A 19,862-nucleotide genomic window follows, 5' to 3' on the forward strand; every position below is an offset into this window, starting at 1 on the left:
GAGCAGCGGGTCAGGCGTCGACGGTCAGGCGGACCGTCACCGGGTCGCCGACGTCGAGCCCTTCGGCCTTCCGCACCGCCGCCTTCACCGGCACGATGTACCGGCCGTCCTTCGGCCACAACGACGTCTGCCAGCCGGTGTCACCGATCCGCGCCGTCACCGGGATCATGCCCCAGCCGTAGGTCACCAGCCCGGACGCCGCCTCCAGTGCACCGCACTGCTCGTCCGGGACGGTGACGAAGTGCCACGGCGCGGGCCCCCTCCAGAACCACATCTCGCCCGTGAACTCCAGCATCATCGGCCCAGGATAGAAGCCGGCCGGTGCACGCGCAGGACCCGCACCGCGACGACGCTGGCCCAGGCCAGCAGCGGGAAGACGGCCCTGGGCGCCCGCTCTACGACGTCCTGATCACCGGGTTGCGGAAATAAACGATCTTCGACGACACTTCCCTGACCGTCGCACGGGCGCTGGCGGGATTGAGTCGACCGGGATTCCGCATGCAGCTGTCAGACCCGGTCCCGACCCGACGGAACCACGTCTGGATGTGGGCGGGCGGCGCCGCCGGGCTCGGGCTCGCCATCCCGTCCTTCCTGGGAGCCCGGGGACCGCACACCGCCGCCGCGCCGCACCGACCGGCCGCGGAGAACTTCGTGGTCACCGGCGCGGTGGTGCTCGGCGCCGGGACGTCCTTCACCCGGGACGACCACGGCGGCTGCGCCGGGACGGGCGGGCACGGAAGCGTCCGGGACGGCGCCCCGGTGCTCCTCGCGGCCAATGGCGGGGCGGTCGCCACCGGGCAGCAGCCGCTGCGCCATCTCCACCACCTTGTCCTCGCCGACCTGCTCGGCCAGCCAGACGCTGACCGACGGCCGGGCGCTCACCGACGGCACGTGCCGGCTGAGGTAGGGCACGGTCAGAGGTTCAGCGGCTCAGGGTCGCTGGCCAGTTCCCGGAACCGCTCGCGCGGGTCGGGCACCAACCGCCGGGCGGACAGGTCGAGCAGGCCACCGACCCCGGTCACCGTGGCGACATCGGTGCCGTCCGAGCGGGTGAGGTGCTGAACGATCTGGAACGTCTTACCCTCACCCCAGCGGAACTCGCAGGTCACGTCCACCTCGTCGCCACCACGCAGCTCCCGCAGGTACCGGACGGTGACCTCCAGGGCGACCGGTCCCACACCGCTGCCGATGAGCCGGTCCTGCGAGATCCCGGCGGCGCGCAGGCACTCCCACCGGGCGTGCTCGCTGTACTGGAGGTACACGGCCTGGTTCAGGTGTCCCTGGGTGTCGAGCTCGTAACCGCGGACGGTGATGCGTACCCGAAATGGATCTCCCATGGCCGCGAGCCTAACGAGCGGCCCGACACCCAGGTCCCTGCTGGGTCCGATCGCCGAACCGATTCGCCGCGCGAGGTTTCCGCCGTCGCGTTCGGGGATTACCTGTGCGGTGGTGAGGGAGGGCGCGGGCGAGCCGCCCAGTCGGCGGGGCAGCTTCCTGCTGCGCCACGGTGCGGTCGACCAGGCGACGTTCGTGGAGTTGTTCTCCGACCTCGCCATGGTGTTCATCCTGAGCCGGCTCGTCGCACAGGCGTTCGACGTCTGATCCGGGCCGAGCCGGAACAGGCATTGATCGCGCTCGGACACACATTGCCGCTGTTTCTGCCCCTGATGCGGGTGTGGACCCTGACCACCTACATCACCGCACGGTTCGACCCGCGTCGGCCGGTGGTGCAGGTCGCCGTCATCGGCAGCGTGTTCGGTGTGCTCGTCTTCGGCACCAGCGTGCATTCCGCCTTCGACGGAAGGGCGCTGGCCTTCGCGCTGACCTACATCGTCCTGCAGGCCGGCCGGACGCTGGTGATCACCCTTCTCACGCACGTACCCGAGGTGCGGTCCGACTACCTGCGGGCGTTCTGCTGGTACGCGATCACCGCGGTGCCCTGGCTCCTCGGCGCGTCCGGTCACGGCGCGACCCGCGCCGCGCTGTGGGCGGTGGCGGTGCTCGTGGAGTACGTCGCAGCCTGGCGCGGCTGGCCTGTGCCCAGGCTCGGCAGGCACCCGTTGATGCTCTGGGCATCGGAATCGCCTTCACCGAGGTGCCCGCCAGCCCGTACCGAATCATGGCGCTGGTGGTGGCTTTCCTGACCACCGTCCTGCTGTGGCGCATCTACTTCCACCTCGCCGGCCAACTGGTCGCTCAGGCAGTGACCCGGGCCTCCGATCCCGCCCGAACCGGGCGGCTCGCCGGCGCCGCCCACCCGACCATGATCTTCGGCATCGTCACCACCAGCATCGGACACGACCTGGTCGAGAAGCACCCTGCCCGAGACACGCCCCTGGCCTGGTCGATGGTCATCACCGGAGGGGTCGCGATATTCCTGGTCGGCCGTTCCATCCTCGAATACGTGGTCTACGCCCGCGTCTCGGCTCCCCGCCCGGCCGGCGTCGTGGCGCTGCTCCTGCCCACGGCACCCCTGACCCGCGTTCCCCCGCTCGCGGCCTCGGGCGTCGCCGCCATGGTCCTGCTGCTCGTCGCGATCGCTCGACGGGCCCACCGCCACCCACGAGAGGCTCCCACCCCACCCTGAGCGCCGGCGGAGAAGGCGTTGACGAGCGGTGGCGGGAGCAGCATCGGCGGCAGGAGACAGGCGAGGGTGAGTAGCCCGATGACGCGGCTTCTGGAGAGCCCGGTGGGCAGCAGACCTGGCGCCGGCCGCGACATCTTGCGACGCTGACGGTTGTGTATGACTACGACCTGTTGGTGCTGGGCTCTGGGCCCAGCGGTCAGAAGGCCGCGATCGCCGCGGCCAAGCTCGGCAAGCGGGTCGGCATCGTGGACCGGCGCGACATGATCGGTGGGGTGTGCATCAACACCGGCACCGTCCCGTCCAAGACGCTGCGCGAGGCCGTGCTCTACCTGACCGGCCTGAGCCAGCGGGATCTGTACGGCAGCAGCTACCGGGTCAAGGAGGAGATCACGGTCAGCGACCTGGCCGCCCGGACCCAGCACGTGATCAGCCGGCAGACGGACGTCATCCGTAATCAGCTGGCCCGCAACCGGGTCGCAATGATCACCGGCACCGGACGGTTCGCGGACCCGCACGCGGTCTGGGTCGACGGTGGCTCCGGACGCGAGTCCAAGGTCACCTTCGACAAGATCATTATTGCCGCGGGTACGCGGCCGGCCCGTCCGGACAGCGTCGACTTCGACGACCGGACCATCGTGGACTCCGACGGCGTCATCAACCTCCAGGCCGTGCCCCGCAGCATGGTCGTGGTCGGCGCCGGCGTGATCGGCATGGAGTACGCATCCATGTTCGCCGCGCTCGGCACCAAGGTGACCGTGGTGGAACGCCGCGACCGGATGCTCGAGTTCTGCGACGAGGAGGTCGTCGAATCGCTCAAGTACCACCTGCGCGACCTGTCCGTGACGTTCCGCTTCGGCGAGGAGGTCGCCGCGGTGGAGAAGCACCAGACCGCGGCGCTGTGCATCCTGAAGAGCGGCAAGAAGATCGTCGCGGACACCGTCATGTACTCGGCCGGCCGCCAGGGCCAGACCGACGACCTGGCCCTGGAAGCGGCCGGGCTGGAGGCGGACAGGCGCGGCCGGATCGAGGTCGACGCGAACTACCGCACCGCGGTGGACAACATCTACGCGGTCGGTGACGTGATCGGCTTCCCGGCGCTGGCGTCCACCTCGATGGAGCAGGGCCGATTGGCCGCGCAGCACGCCTGCGGCGAGCCCGTCCGCGGAATGAACGAGCTGCAGCCGATCGGCATCTACACGATTCCGGAGATCAGCTTTGTCGGAAAGACCGAGGAGGAGCTGACCGACACCTCGACGCCGTTCGAGGTGGGCATCGCGCGCTACCGCGAGCTGGCCCGCGGCCAGATCGTCGGGGACTCCTACGGCATGCTGAAGCTGCTCGTGTCGCCGGACGACGGCCGGCTCCTCGGCGTGCACGTGTTCGGGACCGGCGCCACCGAGATCGTCCATATCGGACAGGCGGTGATGGGCTGCGGAGGTAACGTCGAATACCTGGTCGACACGGTGTTCAACTACCCCACCCTGGCTGAGGCGTACAAGGTGGCTGCGCTCGACGCTTCCAACAAGATCCGCAACATCACCCGGATCGACGGCTAGGCAGTGTCTCGAAGTGCGTGTAGCCACTCGTTGATGGCGGTGACGTAGATCGCCTGCCAGGAGCCGTAACACGCCGGCACGTCCCGCCACGGCGCACCGACCCGCACCCGCCACCGGATGCCGTCAATGAGCTGCCGCTTGCTCCACTGCGACGGCCGTCCCGGCCGCTTATCCGCAGGCAGCAGCGACTCCAACACCATCCACTGGGCGTCGGTCAGGTCGTGCCGCCTCGTCACCGCTATGGTGGCCACGAGGTCTCCGGTATTCAGGTTCTTCTTGGTCGATGAACCCTCCTACCGGAGACCTCGCTAACTATCGATCACCGACACGCCGCACCCGACTTCGAGACGCTGCCTAGCTCGTGCGGACGGCAGCGCTACTCGCTCTTGGGCCAGATGGGGCCCTGGTCGGTCCAAGTGACACCCTTGTTGTGGCAGAGGCAGAACGGGTGGCCGACGGGGTCGGTGTAGACGCGCCAGCCGTAGCCGTCGGGGCCGATGGAGTCCTGCTGCAGGGTCGCGCCGAGGGCCAGGACGCGGCTCTGTTCGGCCTCGATGTCGTCGACTTCGAAGTCGAGATGGAACTGCTTGGGGTGCTCGCTGTCGGGCCACTGCGGGGCGCGGTAGTCCTCCACCCGGATGAAGGCCAGCTCGATCTCGCCGAACCGGATACCGGCCCAGTTGCCGTGGCTGCCCTCCTTGACCGGGCGACCCGTCACGTCTGAATAGAAGGCTGCCAGCGCCATCGTGTCCGGGCAGTCGATGATGAAATCGGTGAGTCGCAGCATCCGGCGATCTTGCCACAAGATCAAATAAGCCGGAGTTTGAGACAGGCCCTAGCGGATATCCGCAGGTCGCCAAACTGAGTCAGCCCACCCGGTCGAGGAAGTCCCGCGAGCGCTGCACCACCAGCGCGGTCGCTTCCGCGTCGTAGGACGGCAGCGAGCTGTCGGTGAACAGGTGCCGGTCGCCCGGGTAGACGAACAGCTCGGCCCGGTCGGATCCGACAATCTTGACCAGCTCGCGGGCGGAATCGATGTCGCCCTCCAGTGCGAAGAACGGGTCCTTGTCCATGCCGTGGATCTGCACCGGGACGCGGTCGGGCCACGGTCCGATGGCCCACTCGCCGGTGACCGGGAGGCAGGCCTCGTAGAGCAGGGCGCCGCCGGCGCCGGGCCGGGTCTGGGCGAGCCGCTGCGCCGTGGCGGCGCCCCACGAGAAACCGGCATAGACCAGACCCTCGGGCAGGTCGGCCGCGGCCCGGTCGGCACGCCCGTTGAGCGCCTCGTCCCCGATGCGCTTGGTCAGGGCGAAGCCCTCGTCGACGGTCGCCGGGCGCTCGCCGTCGAACAGGTCCGGCGTGTGCACGGTGTGCCCGCCGGCGCGCAAGTGCTCCGCGAACGCGCGCACGCCATCGGTCAGTCCCTGGATGTGGTGGAACAGCACGACCTCGGCCATCTCTACACTCCTGTCATCGGACCACAGTGATCGAATGATCCAGAATTTTTGAACGGTCGAGAAATGTCGGTCAATGAGCAGATCCCGGACTACGACCTCGACGAGATGCTCGTGGTCGCCGCACCCGAGCAGCTCCGCGCGCTGGCCGACCCGCTGCGCGCCACCCTCCTGGAGCTGCTCCTCGAGCGGGCCGCCACGGTCACCGAGATGGCGCAGGCGGTCGACCGCCCCAAGAGCAGCGTCGCCTACCACGTGAACCTGCTCGTCGACGCCGGCCTCCTCCGCGTGGTGCGCACCCGACGGGTACGGGCGATCGAGGAGCGCTACTACGGCCGGGTCGCCCGCACCCTCTACGTCGGGGTGCTCCACCGACCCGAGGACAAGCAGGTCGTGACGGCCATCAACGGTCTCGCGGAGGCGGCCGCCGAGTCCGCCGCGGCGCACGCCGCGGACGAGCTGCGGTGCACCCTCGTGCACGCCCGCATCCCGATCGAGGAGGTGCGGAACTTCTGGGCGCAGGTCCAGGAGCTCGCCCGCCAGTTCGCGCAGATCCCCCGGGCCGGCGACCAGGTGTACGGCTTCGTCGCCGGCCTCTACCCCACCGACGCCCCCACCCTCCCCGACGCCGAGCGCGACCCGACCAACTGACGCGCGTCCCGTTCGGGCCGATCCGCTCGCTCATCTGCGCCGGATGGCACGGCCGGCTGCGGACATTCGACCCCCACCGTCCGCGCCATGCCTTCACCCTCTATTCATCGCGCAAGGGCCTCCCATCACCGCGCCCACGATCGTGCTCGACAGCGGTGCGGACGGCGTCGCTGGGCCGAGCGCGGCGGAGGACCGCGACCACTTCACGGGGCCTTATGAGCACCGGCTCCTGTCGGGGGTGGGACACAACGTTCCGCAAGAGGCTCCGGACGCGTTCGCGGATGGCGTGGCAAACCTTCTGACCTGACAAGCCGCTCAGCGTCTCCAGTTCTTTCGCCTGATGTCGGCCGATCGTCGGAGGCTAACTGGACCTTCGAGTCATTAGCATCGGCACGACTCACGGCCACGGAACGGAGAACGCGATGCAGCAGAAGCTTCAGACCCGTGCGTTCGAGCAGGTGACGCCGATCCTGCAGTCCGGTGAGCAACCGGTCGTGGCGACGCGGGCCATGGTCGGGAAGTTCTCGTCCGGTCGACTCGGGACGGTCGTCAGCCAGGCGATGGTCCTTGAGGGTGGCGGAGCGTTGTTGGGGGCGGCACTGGCGTCGACCCGTAAGCAGTTCGTCGTGCTCACCAACCGTCGACTGATCTTCCTGCCGCAGACGTTTCTGGGCGGCCCCGGAAAGAAGGTCCTGGGTGAGGTGCCCCGTGAACAGGTCTCGCTGGCCGAGGCCAAGATGGGTGTGGTGAGCCTGCTGCGCCTCGCGTTCGGCGCTCCGGGCGACGGCGTGGCTCTCACCTTCCCCCGGGTGGACAAGAAGAACGCCGAGTCGCTCGCGGACGCCCTGCGACAGGCTCCGGCCGCCTGATCACCGGCTCCCGAGTCCGGCTGGGGCGTGGGCTAGCCCCTGGGGATCAGCACGCTCAGGCAGGTGACGCAGCCCTCAAGCTTCTCGTACTCGCCGATGTCGACGACGACCGGCATGAAGCCGAGGTCCGCCACGAGCGCCGCGGTGCGCGGCGCCGACGCGGCCAGCAGCACGAGGTCATCGCCGAGCGGTACGACGTGGCAGCCGGCCTCCTCGTCGACCGCGCGCACCGGCTGCCGGAGCGCGGTCACGTCGAGCAGTTCCGGCAGCGCGACGAGGGTGCCGTCGGGCAGCGCGGTCACGGCCGACTTGAGATGCAGCACGTCGCGCAGCGGGACCGGGATCACGCTGCGCCCGCGGGTCGCCAGGTGGGCACGCAACTGGGCCACGCCCGCACCGTTGGTGCGGCCGCCTCGGCCCACGTACACGGTGGTGCCGACCTGCAGCACGTCGCCGCCGTCCAGCGTCCCGGGAGCCTCGATGCGCACGACTTCCAGCCCGGCCTCGCGTACCGCCTTCTCCGTGCCGGGGATCTCCGGGCGGCGCTGCGGCGCGCCCGGTCGGGTGATCACCGCCAGGCCCTCGCAGACCACCACGGTGTCCTCGATGAACACCGAGTCGGGACAGTGGTCGGCGGGAGCGACCTCGCGCACCTGCCAGCCGGCTTCGGCGAGCGCGGCCCGGTACGCCTCGTGCTGACGCCGGGCCTGTGCGACGTCCACGTCGCTGCGTTCGATGTGGGTCACCAGCCCTTCGGCCAGCCGCCCGCTGGGTCGCCGGACCAGGGCGATGCCTCGAGTCATGCAACCAGTCTGCCGTGCGGCGTCAGCCAAGCTCAAGCAGGGCAGGCGGCAATCATGTGGGAGCCCAGCCACGGCCGTTGATCGCACCGGCCTCCGATCGGCCCGCAGCTCACCGGAGGTCCCGGCGGGCGTCCGGCGCGCCGGACCTCCGGTGAGCTTTGGCCAGGCCCATGCACGGGTTGGCCGGGACCTCACTCGTTCCGGGCCGTCTCCGGACCGGTGATCCGCCGCAGCAGCGGCAGCGTCGAAGCGATGATGCCCAGCGATACCGCCAGGCCGCCGCCGACCATGAGGTAGAACGACCCGTCCGGCGGGAGCAGCGTGTAGTCCAGCTGCGCCCGCAGGAACAGGTACGAGGCCAGGAATCCCATCCCGATCGCGACCGCCGAGACGACCAGGAGCGGCACGACGGTCTCCAGCGCGACCACGCGGCGCAGGGTCCGTAGCTGCACTCCGGTGAGCCGGAGCATGCTGAACGGCCGCTTCCGGTCGCTGAGCCCGCCAGCCACGCTCACCGCCAGGCTGCATCCCGCGATCGGCAGGCTGGCCAGCATGATCACGTTGGCCAGTTGCTGGAACTGGATCAGCTGCTGCGCGTTGTTCGACTCCCACTCCCCCACGCTGCTCGGGAAGCGCCCTTGCGGGAACGCGTTGATCAGCATCGTGCGGGCCTGTTCGAACGCCGACCGGCTGGTCGTGTCGACGACCACCGACAGGACCGGCTGCCGGTCAACGTCCGCGGCGACGACGCCGACGGCGGCGCCCCAGACGTACGTGTCATTGGTCAGGTCGAACGCCCGCATGCCGATGAGGTCGGAGGGTACGACCGCGACCTGCCCGCCGGCCGGGCAGTTGCCGAACAGCTTGAGACGGTCCAGCTCGGCGCAGGTGACCAGGCCCGGCCAGTCGCGCGCGTCGCCGCGCTGCCCGCCGACGCCGAGTTTACGCCCGGAGTTGGCGTGCACCACCGTTACGCTGCGCACGCCGGGGATCGCGCTGAGTCCGGACGGAATCTGGTCGGCGGTCGGTGCCGGTCCTTCCTCGGGCCAGAACGTTTTCGACAGTGAGGTGGCGGCCACCGAGTCGGTGCGCGGTGCGCCGCGGTTGGCGACGAACGTGGTGATCGTGCCGGTCGCCACGCTGGTCACGAACAGGGCCACGATCAGCCCACTCACCGACCGGAACCCCGCCTGCGGGTTGTCCGACAGCCGCCGCCCGGCGATGAGCGTCGCGGGTCGGCTGGCCCGCCCCGCGAGGACCCGCGCGCCGGCGATGGTCAGCCAGGGCCCGGCCATCACCAACCCGACCAGGATCAGCACAAACCCCGAGATGTACGCGGTGATCTGGCCGTTGGTCGTCTCGGGGCGCCGGCCGATGAACCAGGTCAGCTCGGCGAGCCCGGCAGCTAGGGGGATGAGCCGCCAGGCGCGCGGCGGTTTCGGGGTGACGCGCCGGCTCACGCCCAGCGGGGAGATCTGCACCCGGCGCAGCGCCAGCGCGGCAGCCACGACGGCGCCGAGCGGGATGCCGAGCGCGACCGCCAGGATGTCGACGACGGTGAGCGACAGGTCGGCGGTGAAGAACGGGTCGCCGGTGAACGGGATCGCCGCGAGGCCCGGCCGGAAGGCGAAGAACAGCCCGAACCCGACGGCGGTACCCGCTGTCGCGGCGATCGCGGACTCCACGGCCGAGATAAGAGAGATCTGCCGTGGCGTGGCGCCGACCAGCCGCATCGCGGCGAAGCGCTGCTCCCGGCGGGTCGCGGCCAGCCGGGTCGCGGTGCCGATGAAGATGAGCACCGGGAAGAGCAGCGCGGCCGCGACGACGGACAGCACGATTGTCATGCCGTCGTGCCTGATCCCGACGTAGCAGCCGTGACTGCAGTCGCTCGGGGAGGTGGTCATGATCTGCGTGATCTGCCGCGCCCCCAGGTGTTCCAGGTCGGCCGGGGCCCGGCCGATGACGATCAGCAGCGACTCGGGAGAGGGCAGCGCCGCCCGCCCGACCGTGCCGATCTCATGGCCGGGGAAGCGGTCAGCGAGTTGCTCGGCCGGGGTGGCGCGCAGCAGCTTGCCGAGGGCGGGCGAGACGTAGTACTCCCCCGGCCCGGGCAGGTGCGGGATGCCCGGTGGCACCGGAGCGTCCGGGCCCAGCGGCGCGACCTCGACCCGGCCGATGGATTGGCCGTGGTAATGGTCCTCCCGGAGCAGCCACCACATCGGATCGGCTGACGCCCCGGCCGCGGCCGGGGCGGTGCCGGTGTTGAGCCACGCGTACCGCGTGTTCTGCTTACCGACCGCGTTCATGCCGGCGAGCGTGGTCAGGAGCATGCCGACGCCGAGCGCCACCGCGCCGGCGATGATGACGAGCCGGATGGCCGCCTCCCGGCCACCGGACAGGGACAGCCGCAGACCGAATCGGATCATGAGTGCACCAACGCGTTCACCTTGCCGTCACGCACGATGACCTGCCGGTCGGCGTACGCGGCGACGCGGGCCTCGTGGGTGACGAGCACGACCGTGGTGTCCTGCTCGCGGGCGCAGACGACGAGGAGGTCCATGACCTGCTCGCCGGTGAGGGAGTCGAGTGCGCCGGTCGGCTCGTCGGCGAACAGCACGCTGGGCCGGGCGACGAGGCCGCGGGCGAGCGCCACCCGCTGCGCTTGGCCGCCGGACAGCTCACCGGAACGGCGCCCCTCCAGCCCGGCCAGGCCGAGCCGTTCGAACCACGGCCGCGCCTCCCGAAGCGCGGCCGTGCGGCGGACTCCGCCGAGCAGCAAGGGCAACGCGACGTTCTCCTCCGCGGTCAACTCGGGTACGAGCTGTCCGAACTGGAACACGAACCCGAATCGATCCCGGCGCAGCACGCTGCGCTGCTGCTCGCTCATCGTGTCGACGCGGCGGCCGTCGAGGCGGATCTCGCCCGCGTCGGGCACCAGGATGCCGGCCAGGCAGTGCAGCAAGGTGGACTTGCCGGAGCCGCTCGGGCCCATCACGGCGACGATCTCGCCCGGGTCCACCGAGAGGCTGGCGCCCCGCAGCGCCGGTGTGCTGCCGAAGGACAAGGCGACGGCACGCGCTTCGATGGCCGTCATCGCCGCACCACCGTGCGGAGCGCGTCCAGCCGGGCGATCGTGGTGTCGATCCAGTGCAGGTCGGCCTCAAGATGGAACAGGCCATGGTCGGCCAGCAGCGTGTCCACCAGGTTGCCGTCGCGCTTGATCGCGGTCAGCTCCGTCATCCGCCGCAGGTGCGTGGCGCGCTGGGCGTCGAGGTATTCCGCGGCGGGCCGGTCCAACATCAGCGCCAGCACCACCTTCGTGAACAGCACCGTCTGCAGGTTGGGTTCGGCCTCCACCGGCTCGGCCAGCCAGTCGTCCACCTCGGTCGCGCCGCGCTCGGTGATGACGTACCGCTTGCGGTCCGGGCCGACGCCCGGCTCCACCTCGCCGATGACGATCTTGCCGTCCCGGGCCAGGCGGCCCAGCGTCGCATATACCTGCCCGAACGGCAGCGGCTTGCCGCGGCTGAAGAAGGTGTCGTAGTCGCGTTTGAGGTCGTAGCCATGACTGGGCTCGCGCTCCAGCAGGCCGAGGAGGGTCAACGGCACACTCATGCCCGTGACCATACCCCGAGCGTATACTCCGCGTATATACCCTGAGCGTTTATCGCGGCCGCTTCTCGTGACGGCGCTGGATCGTCGCGGATGTACGAAGACGTGGTGCTCGAGCCGGGAGGAAGCGACCTGTCCCGGGCGTTGAGCAGGGGTGCAATGGGGTGGAAATTGCGGTCATGCAACTAGGATCCGGGGGGTGGTTCGCGCGGAGAGTCACCAGGACGAGCAGCGGTTGCGCCGCATCGAGGCGATGACCGACGCCACGCTGTCCCGCCTCGACGCCGCCGACCTCTTCGACGAGGTCCTCGACCGGGTCCGCGACCTGCTCCAGGTCGACACCGCCGCCATCCTCCTGCTCGACGTTCACGCCCGGCACCTGGTCGCCACCGCCGCCAAAGGGCTGGAGGAGGAGGTCCGGCACGGGTTCCGCGTCTCGATCGGGCGGGGGTTCGCCGGCCGCATCGCGGCGACCGAGCAACCGGTGATCATCGAGGACGTCACCCCGGACAAGGTCGTCAATCCCATCCTGCTGCAAACCGGTGTCCGATCCCTGCTGGGCGTCCCGATCATGACGAGGGGTCACCTCGTCGGCGTGCTGCACGTCGGTTCCCTCACCCCGCGCCGGTTCACCGCCGACGAGGTCCGCCTGCTGGAACTGGTCGCCAACCATGTCGGGCTGGCCAGCCGGGTGCGTGAGAGCACCCTGGACCACACCGCTGCCCTGGCGCTGCAACGGAGCCTGATCCCCGCCGAGTTCCCGCACGTACCGAATCTGGAGATGGCCGGCCGGTACGTGCCGGGTCATGCCGCCGGGGTCGGCGGCGACTGGTACGACGTCTTCACCCTCCCCTCCGGTTGGCTGGGCGTGGTCATGGGTGACGTGTCGGGCCACGGGCTGCGGTCGGCGGTGGTGATGGGGCGGATCCGCAGTGCCCTGCGCGCGTACGCCCTCGTCTGCGAGGAACCGGCGGAAGCCCTCACCCTGCTCGACCGGAAGGTCGTCCACTTCGAGGCCGGCAGCCTGACCACCGCCTTGTACGCGCTGATCTCCCCCGACGGCTCCCGCATCCACCTCTCCCTGGCCGGGCACCCCTGCCCGGTGCTGGCCGCGCCCGGCCGGCCGGCGACCGTGCTTGCCGCGCACATCGACCCACCGCTCGGCACCGGCCGCAGAAGCCCCGAGCGGCACACCACCACGGTCGACTTCCCGCCCGGCGCGGTCCTCGTCGCCTACACCGACGGACTCGTCGAACGCCGCGGCGAACTGTTCGACTCCGGCGTCGCCCGTCTCACGGCCGCGATCCCGGTGGCTCCCGTCGAGACCGTGTGCGACACCATCATGGCGACCCTCGACGCCGAACATCCCGCGGACGACATCGCCCTGCTGGCCGTCCGCCGGGCCACCATCTGACGGCGCCGCCAGCCGCGGGCGACGACCGGCCGGCGGCCTACCCGGAGATGGCTCGCCGGGCCGCGCGGTGGCAGCCTCCGATCACCACTTGTTCCACGGCACGGTCCAGTCGCCCACCCCGTCGGTGAGTGCCATCGATCGAGGGGTGTTGCGGACGTCGACCACGTCACCGAGCCGGAACGTCTCGTAGAACCAGCGGGCGTCGGCCGGCCCGACGTTGATGCAGCCGTGCGAGGTGTTCTGGTTGCCCTGCTGGCCGATGTTCCAGTCGGCCAGGTGGACGAACTCGCCCGAGTACGAGATCCGCAGACAGAGCTTGATGACCTCGTCGTAGAAGTTGGGGTCCTTGGGATCGACGACCCCGTAGCTGGCCGAGGTCATCCGGTGCGAGGGCTCGCGGGTCATCACCACGTGCGGGCCGGAACGCGTCCAGTAGCTGATGACCTCCCCGTTCGCGCCCGTGGTGGTGCCACCCTTGCCCATGCTGATCGGGCAGTCCCGCACCATCCTCCCGTCGATGTAGACCTTCATCCGGTGGGTCCTCGCGTCGGCGATGGCGATGCGGGACGGGCCGATGGTGAAGTTCGTGCCGGCGTTGGCGCCGCCGTAGACGCCCTTGCCGAGGTCCTGGCCGAAGAGGTTGACCTTCACCGAGATCTTCGTGCCCGGCGTCCAGTACTTCGCCGGCCGCCAGTGGGCGTTCTGCCCGTCGATCCAGCGCCACCGTCCCTCGACGGCCGGCGTGGTCTCCACCAGCATCGCCTTCTCGGCCTCGTCGCGGTTCTTGACGGGCCGGCTGAAGTTGACCATGACCGGCTGGCCGACCCCGTACGTGCCGCCGGCCCGCAGGGCGGTCAGCGCGTTGGCCTGGAACGTGACGGAGGCGACCCCGGACGGCTTGACGGTGCTGAAACTGCTCTTGTGCTGGGTCAGCGCGCCGGCGGCGTCAGCCACGGACACGGTGACCGTGTAGGTCCGGCCATAGGCCAGCTTGCCGGTCGACTGCCACGTGCGGTCGTCGCTGCCCACCTCGCCGGCGACGGTCTTGCCCCCGGCCGCCACAGACACGTCCTTGAGCGTGCCGCCCTCCACCGCCACGACGACCTGCTCGACCGGCGACACCTTCTTCGTGTCGGCGGCCGGCGTAACGGTCACTCGTACCTCGCTCGGCGGCGCACTCGCCGCCGCCAGACCCGGCTGGGACCACGCGGCTCCGGACGACGAGCCATCGCTGCACCCTGCCGTCACCAGGCCGGCCGTGACACCCAGGCCGGTACCGATCAACTTTCGCCGACTGATCATCCCGTTCCCCTCCGCCGGGAGAGTACTTGCTGACGGCGGGTCATGGGAGACCCGGTGCCCAGTTCCGGAACGTCGGTCATGAATCCGACCGGCGGGGCAGCCCGGCCAGCCACCGGTCCAGGGCGGCCGGCGACCGGAACAGCAGCACCAGCGGCCCCGACGGGTCGGTCTGCCAGGCCCGCATCCGCCGCCGGGCCCGGCCGAACGCGGCGACGTGCCAGACCAGGATCGAGTCCCGGGACAGCACGCTGCCCAGCGACTCGCGGTTGCCGTTGCAGATCTCCTCCCGCGTCACCAGCCGGCGCGCGGTGCGGCGCAGCAGCCGCCCGAACGAGCACCACCGCGGGTAGTCCAGGCCGACCACCAGGTCGGCGCGGGCCAGCGGTACGTCCCGCCACCCGTGGTACGCCCCGTCGAGGATCCAGCGGTCCCGCCGGCAGATCTGCTCGATCCGGCTGCGCTGCAGCGCGACCGGCACCTCGACCCAGCCGGGCTGCCAGAGCAGGTCGTCGACCGGATACCACGGCATCCCCAGGCGCTCGGCCAGCCGTGCCGCGAGAGTGGACTTGCCGGCGCCGTACACCCCGTAGATCAGGATGCGGGAGGGCGCGCTCACCCGCCGCAGCGTATGTCGCCGAAGCAACCCGCGTCGGGTGACCTGTCCGTGACGTTGACGGCGGACGATGAGTGACATGTTGTTCACGCGACGGAGTCTGCTCGGCGTGACCGCGGCAGCCGGCATGACCGGCCTGGCTACCGGCTGCGAGCCGGACCGGCGGGGATCCGCCGCCGGTGACCCGGCGAGCGCACCGGCCTTCGACCCGGCGAGTTGGGAGAGTGTGCGGGCCCAGTTCGCGCTCGACCCCGACCGGGCGCACCTGGCCACCTTCGTCTTCGCGGCCCACCCCGCGCCGGTCCGCGCCGCCATCGCCGCGCACCGGGACGGGCTCGACCGGGACGCGATGGGCTACCTGGGCGCCAACGAGAAACGGCTCGACGACGCCGTGCTCGCGGCGGCGGCCAGCCGCCTCGACACCCGCCCGGAGCAGATCGCCCTGACCGACTCGACCACGATGGGCCTCGGCCTGCTCTACACCGCGGTACGGCTGCGGCCCGGCGACGAGGTGCTGACCACCGAGCACGACTTCTACGCCACGCACGAGTCGTTGCGGCTGCGCGCCGAGCGGGACGGGACGACCGTTCGTCGGGTACGCCTCTACCGGGACGCGGCGGCGACCACCGTCGACGAGATGGTCGGCAACCTGGCGGGGGCGGTCACCAGCCGAACCCGGGTCGTCGCGCTCACCTGGGTGCACTCCAGCACCGGGGTGAAGCTGCCGGTCCGGCAGCTGGCCGAGGCGGTTCGCACCCGCAGCCCGGAGGCACTGATCTGCGTCGACGGGGTGCACGGCTTCGGCGCCGAGGCGGTGACGCCGGCTCAGCTCGGCTGCGACGTCCTGGTCTCCGGCTGCCACAAGTGGCTGCTCGGGCCGCGTGGCACGGGACTGGTCTGGGGCAGTGAGCGGGCGTGGGGTCGGCTGACGCCGGTGATCCCCACCTTCGACGGGCCCAGCATCGGCCGCTGGTTGTTCGGCGGCATGGGCGGGGCGGCGAGCGCTGGGGGGCCCGCGCACACGCCGGGCGGCTACCACAGCTTCGAGCACCGGTGGGCGCTGGCCGAGGCGTTCGAGTTCCACCGGCGGATCGGTCCGGAGCGGGTCGCGGCGCGGACCCGCGAGCTGGCCGACCGGCTCAAGGAGGGCCTGGCCGGCATGCGGGGGCTGCGGCTGGTCACCCCACGCTCGGCCGAACTCTCCGCCGGCATCGTCTGCTGCGCCGTACCCGATGTACCGGTGGGTGAGGCGGTGGGCCGGCTGACCGCCGCCGGCGTGATCGCCAGCAGCACGCCGTACAACCCCTCCCACCTGCGATTCGGGGCGACCATCGCGAACAGCGAGGCGGATGTCGACGCGGCCCTCCGGGCGGTGCGCGGCCTGCTCTGAACACCGATGTGGCAGCTCCACCGGCAGGGCGTCACGCGACGGGTGGTCGCGCGAATATGACGTGCGGGGGGGGGCCGACGCCTCTACGGTCTCCGCCGTGACCATCGACATCGTGAGCCTGGCGGACCGCCCCGAACTCGCCCCGTTACTGAGCAACGACGACTTCGACGCGGCGTGGCCAGAGTTCATGCGCTGGGACCCGATGGGCGGGGTGTACTACAACGTCGCCGACGACCTCTACCCCGAGTTCGTGTTCGCCGCCGTCGACCCCGCCGAGCCGGAGCGTGCCGTCGCCCGGGCGTATGCCGTGCCGGTGCGCTGGACGGAGGCCGAGCTTCCCGACGGTGGCTGGGACCGGATGATCCAGCGGTCGACCATCGACCGGCTCACCGGGGCCGCCCCGACCATGGTGTCGGCGTTGGAGATCTGCATCCGACCGGACCAACGGGGAACGGGGCTTTCGGGGCTGATGCTCGCCGCGATGCGGGCAGCCGCCGCGAAGCGCGGCTTCGACACCCTCGTCGCGCCGGTCCGCCCCAACGGCAAGCACACCCGGCCCGACCTGCCGATGACCGAGTACGCGGCACAGGTCCGCGAGGACGGCCTGCCGGTCGACCCGTGGCTGCGGGTGCATGTCCGCGCCGGTGGGCGCATCGAGCGGGTGGCGCCCCGGTCGATGGTCATCAGCGGCACGCTCGCCGACTGGCGCCGCTGGACCGGGCTGCCGTTCGACGCCAGCGGACCGGTGCACGTGCCGGGCGCGCTGGTGCCGGTGCTCTGCGACGTGGCGCACGATCACGCCGTCTACGTCGAGCCCAACGTCTGGGTCCGGCACCCGCTGTAGCGGTTGCCGACCCGCCGGGGACGCCGGGCCGGTCAGCGGCGCGGTCGGCGTGCGCCTGATCATCGCGGACCGAGCCACCGGTGGAGGTAGGCCAGCAGCCCGCTCATCTCGCCGCCGCCGGCCCGGTATCCGACGTGCCCGTCCGGGCGAACGAGGTACAGGGCTGCGGCTCCGCTGGTGACACCGAGTCGACGCAGCGCCGGTACGGGGGTGCGTCCCGCCCCGACGTCGGGTGTGGTCAGCCTGTGCACCGTTATCCCGTACCGATCGAGTGCGGTGGTCGCGGCCGCCGGCCAAGCGCCCGGTGGCCCGCACAGCAGCACATGCCATCCGGGCTCGCCGGTGAGCTGGTGCAGGGTCGGACCGTCCCCATCGGACCACAGTGGGGTGTCGGGCAGCCGGTCGCCAGGTCGCGGACCCTTGCGCGGGGCGCCTGGGCCCTCCACCGACAGCGGGCTGTCCCGGTAACCGATGCTCAGCTCAGACACCATTCGGAAGGCGATGGACCGGACGAACCTCGGAGCGAGCACGACGGGAAGCAGCGCGGGGGCGAGCCGGGAACGGGCGAAGCGTACGAGCGGATTGGTGGCGGTGGCGACGGTGAACGCCCGGTCGGTGAAGCGCAGCACCATCCGGCCGACCGGCGCCCGCTCGGCCTCGTAGCTGTCCAGCAGCAGCGGGTCGGAGTGCCCTTGCAGCGCGCGGGCGAGCTTCCACCCGAGGTTGACCGCGTCCTGGATGCCGGTGTTCATGCCCTGCCCCCCGGCCGGGCTGTGGATGTGCGCGGCGTCGCCGGCCAAAAACATCGGCCCGGACCGGTAGCGGGTGGCGGCGCGGTGGTGCAGCCGGAAGGTGGTCATCCAGACCGGGTCGCGCAGCCGTACCGTCGCGCCGGTGTAGCGATCGGCGAGGGCCTGCACCAGGTCGAGGGTGACCGGGGCGTCCGGCGCGGTCTGGTCGGTGCGTGGCCGCATGGCCAGCACCCTCCAGGTGGCCGGGTGGCCGAGCGGGAAGAGGAGGAACATCCCCTGCTCGGAGAGGAACGCGTGCGCGGCGCCGACGTCCACGCCGTCGGCCTCGAGGTCGGCCAGGACGAACGTCTGCGGGTACGCTGCCCCCTCGAACCCGATCCCGGCCAGGTGCCGGACCGTGCTGTGCGCGCCGTCGCAGCCCACCACATACCGGGCTGGCACCCGTTCTGTACGGCCGTCCGGACGCCGCAGCATCGCCACCGCCCCGTCGCCGACGCGGTCCAGCCCGACCAACTCGACACCGCGCTCGATGGTGATCCCTGCCGCCGTCAGGTGCCCGCCAAGGATCCGTTCGGTCTCGGCCTGCGACAGCAACAGCAGATACGGGTACGCGGTGTCGCGCAGACCGAGGTCGAACAGTGGCACCATCCGCTGCCGGCCCCGCGTGTGCAGGCACAGGTGCACCGCCGGGTTCCCCCGGGAGACCAACTCGTCGGTCACGCCGAGACCGGCGAGGACCTCCAGGGTGCGCGGCTGGACAGCCAGCGCACGCGACTCGTGCACCCGATCCAACGCCCGGTCGACCACGCGGGTGCGCACACCGAACGCGGCCAACTGCCCCGCCATGGCGAGTCCGGTCGGCCCCGCCCCGACCACCAACACCTCGACCGCGTCCATCGCGCCCCCTGGCCTTGACCGGGTTGCTGCCCGCCGCTGGGCTTGACGATACCGAGGTGTGCTGACCGCGGCTCATGCTTTCGGCGGGGGCGGTGCGGTGATGAGCCGCGCGAACAGGTCGGCGGCGAGGTCGACAATCTCGTGGTCACCGGTGATCAGCAGGTCCAGCAGTAGGCCGCGGGTCGCGGCGAGGGCCAACCGGGCCCGTTGGGGGGCTTCGGTCGGGTCGAACCCGAGTTGGCCGAACATCTCCTCGACGGGTCCCACCCACGCGGCGATGACCGAGGCGCGGAACGTCTCGGTCCAGGATCGACCGAACAGCGCGTGCGCGTAGATCTCGAAGAACAGCCGTTCCGCCGGAGCCAGCTCCGGGTCGGCCAGGCGCCGCCAGTAGCGTCGGCTCACCTCGACCGGATCATCGCTCTCCGTGGCGAGCGCGGCGAGCGCGGCCCGCTGCTCGGTCTCGATCCGCCGGACGACCTCCGCGAGAAGGCCTTCCCGGCTGCCGAAGTGGTAGATGAGCATGCGGTGGCTGGTGCCCGTACCGGAGGCGATCTCGCGGAGGCTGAGCTGGCTGAACCCGCCTTCCTTCAAGAAGCTGACGCACCGGTCGAGCAGCGCCTCGCGGGCGTCAGCGGCCACCGGTGGACGCCGCGCCGTCGCCCGCCGCCGCGGCGGCACCCGCCTCGGCGGCCGCCTTCAGCCCGGCCGCCTCCATCCGCAGGTACCGTCGGGTCCGTGCGGCGGTCAGCAGCGCGACCAGCCAGGCAAGGGCGCCGGTCTGCCGGATGCCGATGCTGATCCGGGTCGTCCCGTCCGGCTGACGGTCGACCCGGTGGTGGGCGACCGTGTGCACCCCGGGTGCGTGTGAGTCCCAGGCGAAGGACGCGCCGTGCTTCACCTCGCAGACCCGCCACACCACCGGCGGCAGGCCGGGCTGCCGGACTCGGAACCGGTTGCCGAGTTGCAGCGCTGGGCCGTCGAGCGGTTCCACCGTCGACATCGAGGCCGTCCACTCGGGATAGGTCGTCACGTTCTCCAGTGCCGCCCAGGAGGGATCGAGACCCGCCGTGGTGGTGATCGTCTCCGCATAATCCATGTACCAGATGGTACACAAC

The 19,862-nt window shown here is 70.9% G+C and carries 21 protein-coding genes and 2 pseudogenes; 8 read left to right on the forward strand and 15 right to left on the reverse strand.

Annotated elements, in window-relative coordinates; translation table 11 throughout:
* Positions 1-10 precede the first annotated feature (10 nt).
* The 3 genes from ACFYOS_RS10555 to ACFYOS_RS10565 all read right to left on the reverse strand — a co-directional run bounded on the left by ACFYOS_RS10555 (position 11) and on the right by ACFYOS_RS10565 (position 1,337).
* A complete protein-coding gene (locus tag ACFYOS_RS10555; protein ID WP_387138202.1) occupies positions 11-298 on the reverse strand; it encodes a DUF1905 domain-containing protein in 288 nt (95 codons plus the stop codon).
* 209 nt (positions 299-507) lie between these two features.
* Positions 508-912, reverse strand: coding sequence for a hypothetical protein (locus ACFYOS_RS10560; RefSeq protein ID WP_387138205.1), 405 nt, complete (start codon positions 910-912; stop codon positions 508-510).
* 2 nt (positions 913-914) lie between these two features.
* Positions 915-1,337, reverse strand: coding sequence for an acyl-CoA thioesterase (locus tag ACFYOS_RS10565; protein WP_387138208.1), 423 nt, complete (start codon positions 1,335-1,337; stop codon positions 915-917).
* A gap of 112 nt (positions 1,338-1,449) precedes the next feature.
* On the opposite strand from ACFYOS_RS10565, the gene ACFYOS_RS10570 reads away from it, so the two are divergent.
* From ACFYOS_RS10570 to sthA, 3 genes and pseudogenes are all read left to right on the forward strand, one after another.
* A complete protein-coding gene (locus ACFYOS_RS10570; protein ID WP_387138211.1) occupies positions 1,450-1,602 on the forward strand; it encodes a hypothetical protein in 153 nt (50 codons plus the stop codon).
* A gap of 65 nt (positions 1,603-1,667) precedes the next feature.
* A pseudogene (locus ACFYOS_RS10575) lies at positions 1,668-2,587 on the forward strand (low temperature requirement protein A).
* Positions 2,588-2,739: 152 nt separating this feature from the next.
* On the forward strand, positions 2,740-4,143 hold the full coding sequence (gene sthA / locus ACFYOS_RS10580) for a Si-specific NAD(P)(+) transhydrogenase (protein WP_387138214.1): 1,404 nt from the start codon (positions 2,740-2,742) through the stop codon (positions 4,141-4,143).
* A gap of 44 nt (positions 4,144-4,187) precedes the next feature.
* On the opposite strand, the pseudogene ACFYOS_RS10585 reads toward sthA, so the two are convergent.
* The 3 genes and pseudogenes from ACFYOS_RS10585 to ACFYOS_RS10595 all read right to left on the reverse strand — a co-directional run.
* Positions 4,188-4,394 (reverse strand): annotated as a pseudogene (locus ACFYOS_RS10585) (transposase); the annotation flags it as partial.
* Positions 4,395-4,519: 125 nt separating this feature from the next.
* The gene (locus ACFYOS_RS10590; protein ID WP_387138217.1) at positions 4,520-4,930 is read right to left on the reverse strand and encodes a VOC family protein; all 411 of its coding nucleotides are present in this window, start codon (positions 4,928-4,930) and stop codon (positions 4,520-4,522) included.
* A gap of 79 nt (positions 4,931-5,009) precedes the next feature.
* Entirely contained in the window at positions 5,010-5,600 is a 591-nt protein-coding gene (locus tag ACFYOS_RS10595; RefSeq protein ID WP_387138219.1) for a dienelactone hydrolase family protein, read from the reverse strand.
* Between the two features lie 63 nt (positions 5,601-5,663).
* Here ACFYOS_RS10595 and ACFYOS_RS10600 point away from each other — a divergent pair, with 63 nt between their 5' ends.
* Together ACFYOS_RS10600 and ACFYOS_RS10605 are read left to right on the forward strand one after the other, a co-directional pair.
* Positions 5,664-6,248, forward strand: a complete 585-nt coding sequence (locus tag ACFYOS_RS10600) for a helix-turn-helix domain-containing protein (protein ID WP_387138221.1) — start codon at positions 5,664-5,666, stop codon at positions 6,246-6,248.
* Positions 6,249-6,670: 422 nt separating this feature from the next.
* Positions 6,671-7,117: a hypothetical protein gene (locus ACFYOS_RS10605; protein ID WP_387138223.1), complete on the forward strand. Its 447-nt coding sequence runs from the start codon at positions 6,671-6,673 to the stop codon at positions 7,115-7,117.
* Between the two features lie 32 nt (positions 7,118-7,149).
* Here the strand turns inward: ACFYOS_RS10605 and ddaH are convergent, their stop codons facing one another.
* From ddaH to ACFYOS_RS10625, 4 genes are all read right to left on the reverse strand, one after another.
* On the reverse strand, positions 7,150-7,920 hold the full coding sequence (ddaH, locus tag ACFYOS_RS10610) for a dimethylargininase (protein ID WP_387138226.1): 771 nt from the start codon (positions 7,918-7,920) through the stop codon (positions 7,150-7,152).
* Between the two features lie 191 nt (positions 7,921-8,111).
* On the reverse strand, positions 8,112-10,346 hold the full coding sequence (locus ACFYOS_RS10615; RefSeq protein WP_387138228.1) for an FtsX-like permease family protein: 2,235 nt from the start codon (positions 10,344-10,346) through the stop codon (positions 8,112-8,114).
* On the reverse strand, positions 10,343-11,014 hold the full coding sequence (locus tag ACFYOS_RS10620) for an ABC transporter ATP-binding protein (protein WP_387138231.1): 672 nt from the start codon (positions 11,012-11,014) through the stop codon (positions 10,343-10,345). Before ACFYOS_RS10620 ends, ACFYOS_RS10615 begins: the two co-directional genes overlap by 4 nt.
* Complete coding sequence (locus ACFYOS_RS10625; RefSeq protein WP_387138234.1) at positions 11,011-11,535, reverse strand: PadR family transcriptional regulator; 525 nt, start codon at positions 11,533-11,535, stop codon at positions 11,011-11,013. Before ACFYOS_RS10625 ends, ACFYOS_RS10620 begins: the two co-directional genes overlap by 4 nt.
* A 196-nt stretch (positions 11,536-11,731) precedes the next feature.
* Here ACFYOS_RS10625 and ACFYOS_RS10630 point away from each other — a divergent pair, with 196 nt between their 5' ends.
* Entirely contained in the window at positions 11,732-12,946 is a 1,215-nt protein-coding gene (locus ACFYOS_RS10630) for a PP2C family protein-serine/threonine phosphatase (RefSeq protein ID WP_387138237.1), read from the forward strand.
* Between the two features lie 81 nt (positions 12,947-13,027).
* On the opposite strand, the gene ACFYOS_RS10635 is transcribed toward ACFYOS_RS10630, so the two are convergent.
* Complete coding sequence (locus tag ACFYOS_RS10635; protein ID WP_387138241.1) at positions 13,028-14,101, reverse strand: Ig-like domain-containing protein; 1,074 nt, start codon at positions 14,099-14,101, stop codon at positions 13,028-13,030.
* Positions 14,102-14,324: 223 nt separating this feature from the next.
* A complete protein-coding gene (locus ACFYOS_RS10640) occupies positions 14,325-14,864 on the reverse strand; it encodes an adenylate kinase (RefSeq protein WP_387138244.1) in 540 nt (179 codons plus the stop codon).
* Between the two features lie 76 nt (positions 14,865-14,940).
* Between ACFYOS_RS10640 and ACFYOS_RS10645 the strand changes: the two genes are divergently transcribed.
* Together ACFYOS_RS10645 and ACFYOS_RS10650 are read left to right on the forward strand one after the other, a co-directional pair.
* Positions 14,941-16,251 (forward strand): aminotransferase class V-fold PLP-dependent enzyme, encoded by a 1,311-nt coding sequence (locus ACFYOS_RS10645; RefSeq protein WP_387138247.1) that lies wholly within the window; start codon positions 14,941-14,943, stop codon positions 16,249-16,251.
* Between the two features lie 97 nt (positions 16,252-16,348).
* Positions 16,349-17,095 (forward strand): N-acetyltransferase, encoded by a 747-nt coding sequence (locus ACFYOS_RS10650; RefSeq protein ID WP_387138250.1) that lies wholly within the window; start codon positions 16,349-16,351, stop codon positions 17,093-17,095.
* 59 nt (positions 17,096-17,154) lie between these two features.
* Here ACFYOS_RS10650 and ACFYOS_RS10655 read toward each other — a convergent pair whose 3' ends face one another.
* From ACFYOS_RS10655 to ACFYOS_RS10665, 3 genes are all read right to left on the reverse strand, one after another.
* Positions 17,155-18,744: an FAD-dependent monooxygenase gene (locus tag ACFYOS_RS10655; RefSeq protein ID WP_387138253.1), complete on the reverse strand. Its 1,590-nt coding sequence runs from the start codon at positions 18,742-18,744 to the stop codon at positions 17,155-17,157.
* Between the two features lie 72 nt (positions 18,745-18,816).
* Positions 18,817-19,386 carry a TetR/AcrR family transcriptional regulator gene (locus tag ACFYOS_RS10660; RefSeq protein WP_387138256.1) on the reverse strand — a complete coding sequence of 190 codons (570 nt, stop codon included), beginning with the start codon at positions 19,384-19,386 and terminating at the stop codon, positions 18,817-18,819.
* Positions 19,376-19,843, reverse strand: a complete 468-nt coding sequence (locus ACFYOS_RS10665; RefSeq protein ID WP_387138259.1) for an SRPBCC family protein — start codon at positions 19,841-19,843, stop codon at positions 19,376-19,378. Before ACFYOS_RS10665 ends, ACFYOS_RS10660 begins: the two co-directional genes overlap by 11 nt.
* Positions 19,844-19,862 lie beyond the last annotated feature (19 nt).

Origin of the sequence: Micromonospora sp. NPDC005806, from assembly GCF_042871425.1 — a bacterium.
Classification (GTDB): Bacteria; Actinomycetota; Actinomycetes; order Mycobacteriales; family Micromonosporaceae; genus Micromonospora.

Coding starts and splice junctions, on each gene's coding strand:
- ACFYOS_RS10590 (WP_387138217.1), bottom strand. CDS start 4,930: ATGCTGCGACTCACCGATTTCATCATCGACTGCCCGGACACGATGGCG.
- ddaH (WP_387138226.1), bottom strand. CDS start 7,920: ATGACTCGAGGCATCGCCCTGGTCCGGCGACCCAGCGGGCGGCTGGCC.
- ACFYOS_RS10655 (WP_387138253.1), bottom strand. CDS start 18,744: ATGGACGCGGTCGAGGTGTTGGTGGTCGGGGCGGGGCCGACCGGACTC.
- ACFYOS_RS10555 (WP_387138202.1), bottom strand. CDS start 298: ATGATGCTGGAGTTCACGGGCGAGATGTGGTTCTGGAGGGGGCCCGCG.
- ACFYOS_RS10615 (WP_387138228.1), bottom strand. CDS start 10,346: ATGATCCGATTCGGTCTGCGGCTGTCCCTGTCCGGTGGCCGGGAGGCG.
- ACFYOS_RS10565 (WP_387138208.1), bottom strand. CDS start 1,337: ATGGGAGATCCATTTCGGGTACGCATCACCGTCCGCGGTTACGAGCTC.
- ACFYOS_RS10665 (WP_387138259.1), bottom strand. CDS start 19,843: ATGGATTATGCGGAGACGATCACCACCACGGCGGGTCTCGATCCCTCC.
- ACFYOS_RS10605 (WP_387138223.1), top strand. CDS start 6,671: ATGCAGCAGAAGCTTCAGACCCGTGCGTTCGAGCAGGTGACGCCGATC.
- ACFYOS_RS10645 (WP_387138247.1), top strand. CDS start 14,941: ATGTTGTTCACGCGACGGAGTCTGCTCGGCGTGACCGCGGCAGCCGGC.
- ACFYOS_RS10595 (WP_387138219.1), bottom strand. CDS start 5,600: ATGGCCGAGGTCGTGCTGTTCCACCACATCCAGGGACTGACCGATGGC.
- ACFYOS_RS10620 (WP_387138231.1), bottom strand. CDS start 11,014: ATGACGGCCATCGAAGCGCGTGCCGTCGCCTTGTCCTTCGGCAGCACA.
- ACFYOS_RS10600 (WP_387138221.1), top strand. CDS start 5,664: ATGTCGGTCAATGAGCAGATCCCGGACTACGACCTCGACGAGATGCTC.
- ACFYOS_RS10625 (WP_387138234.1), bottom strand. CDS start 11,535: ATGAGTGTGCCGTTGACCCTCCTCGGCCTGCTGGAGCGCGAGCCCAGT.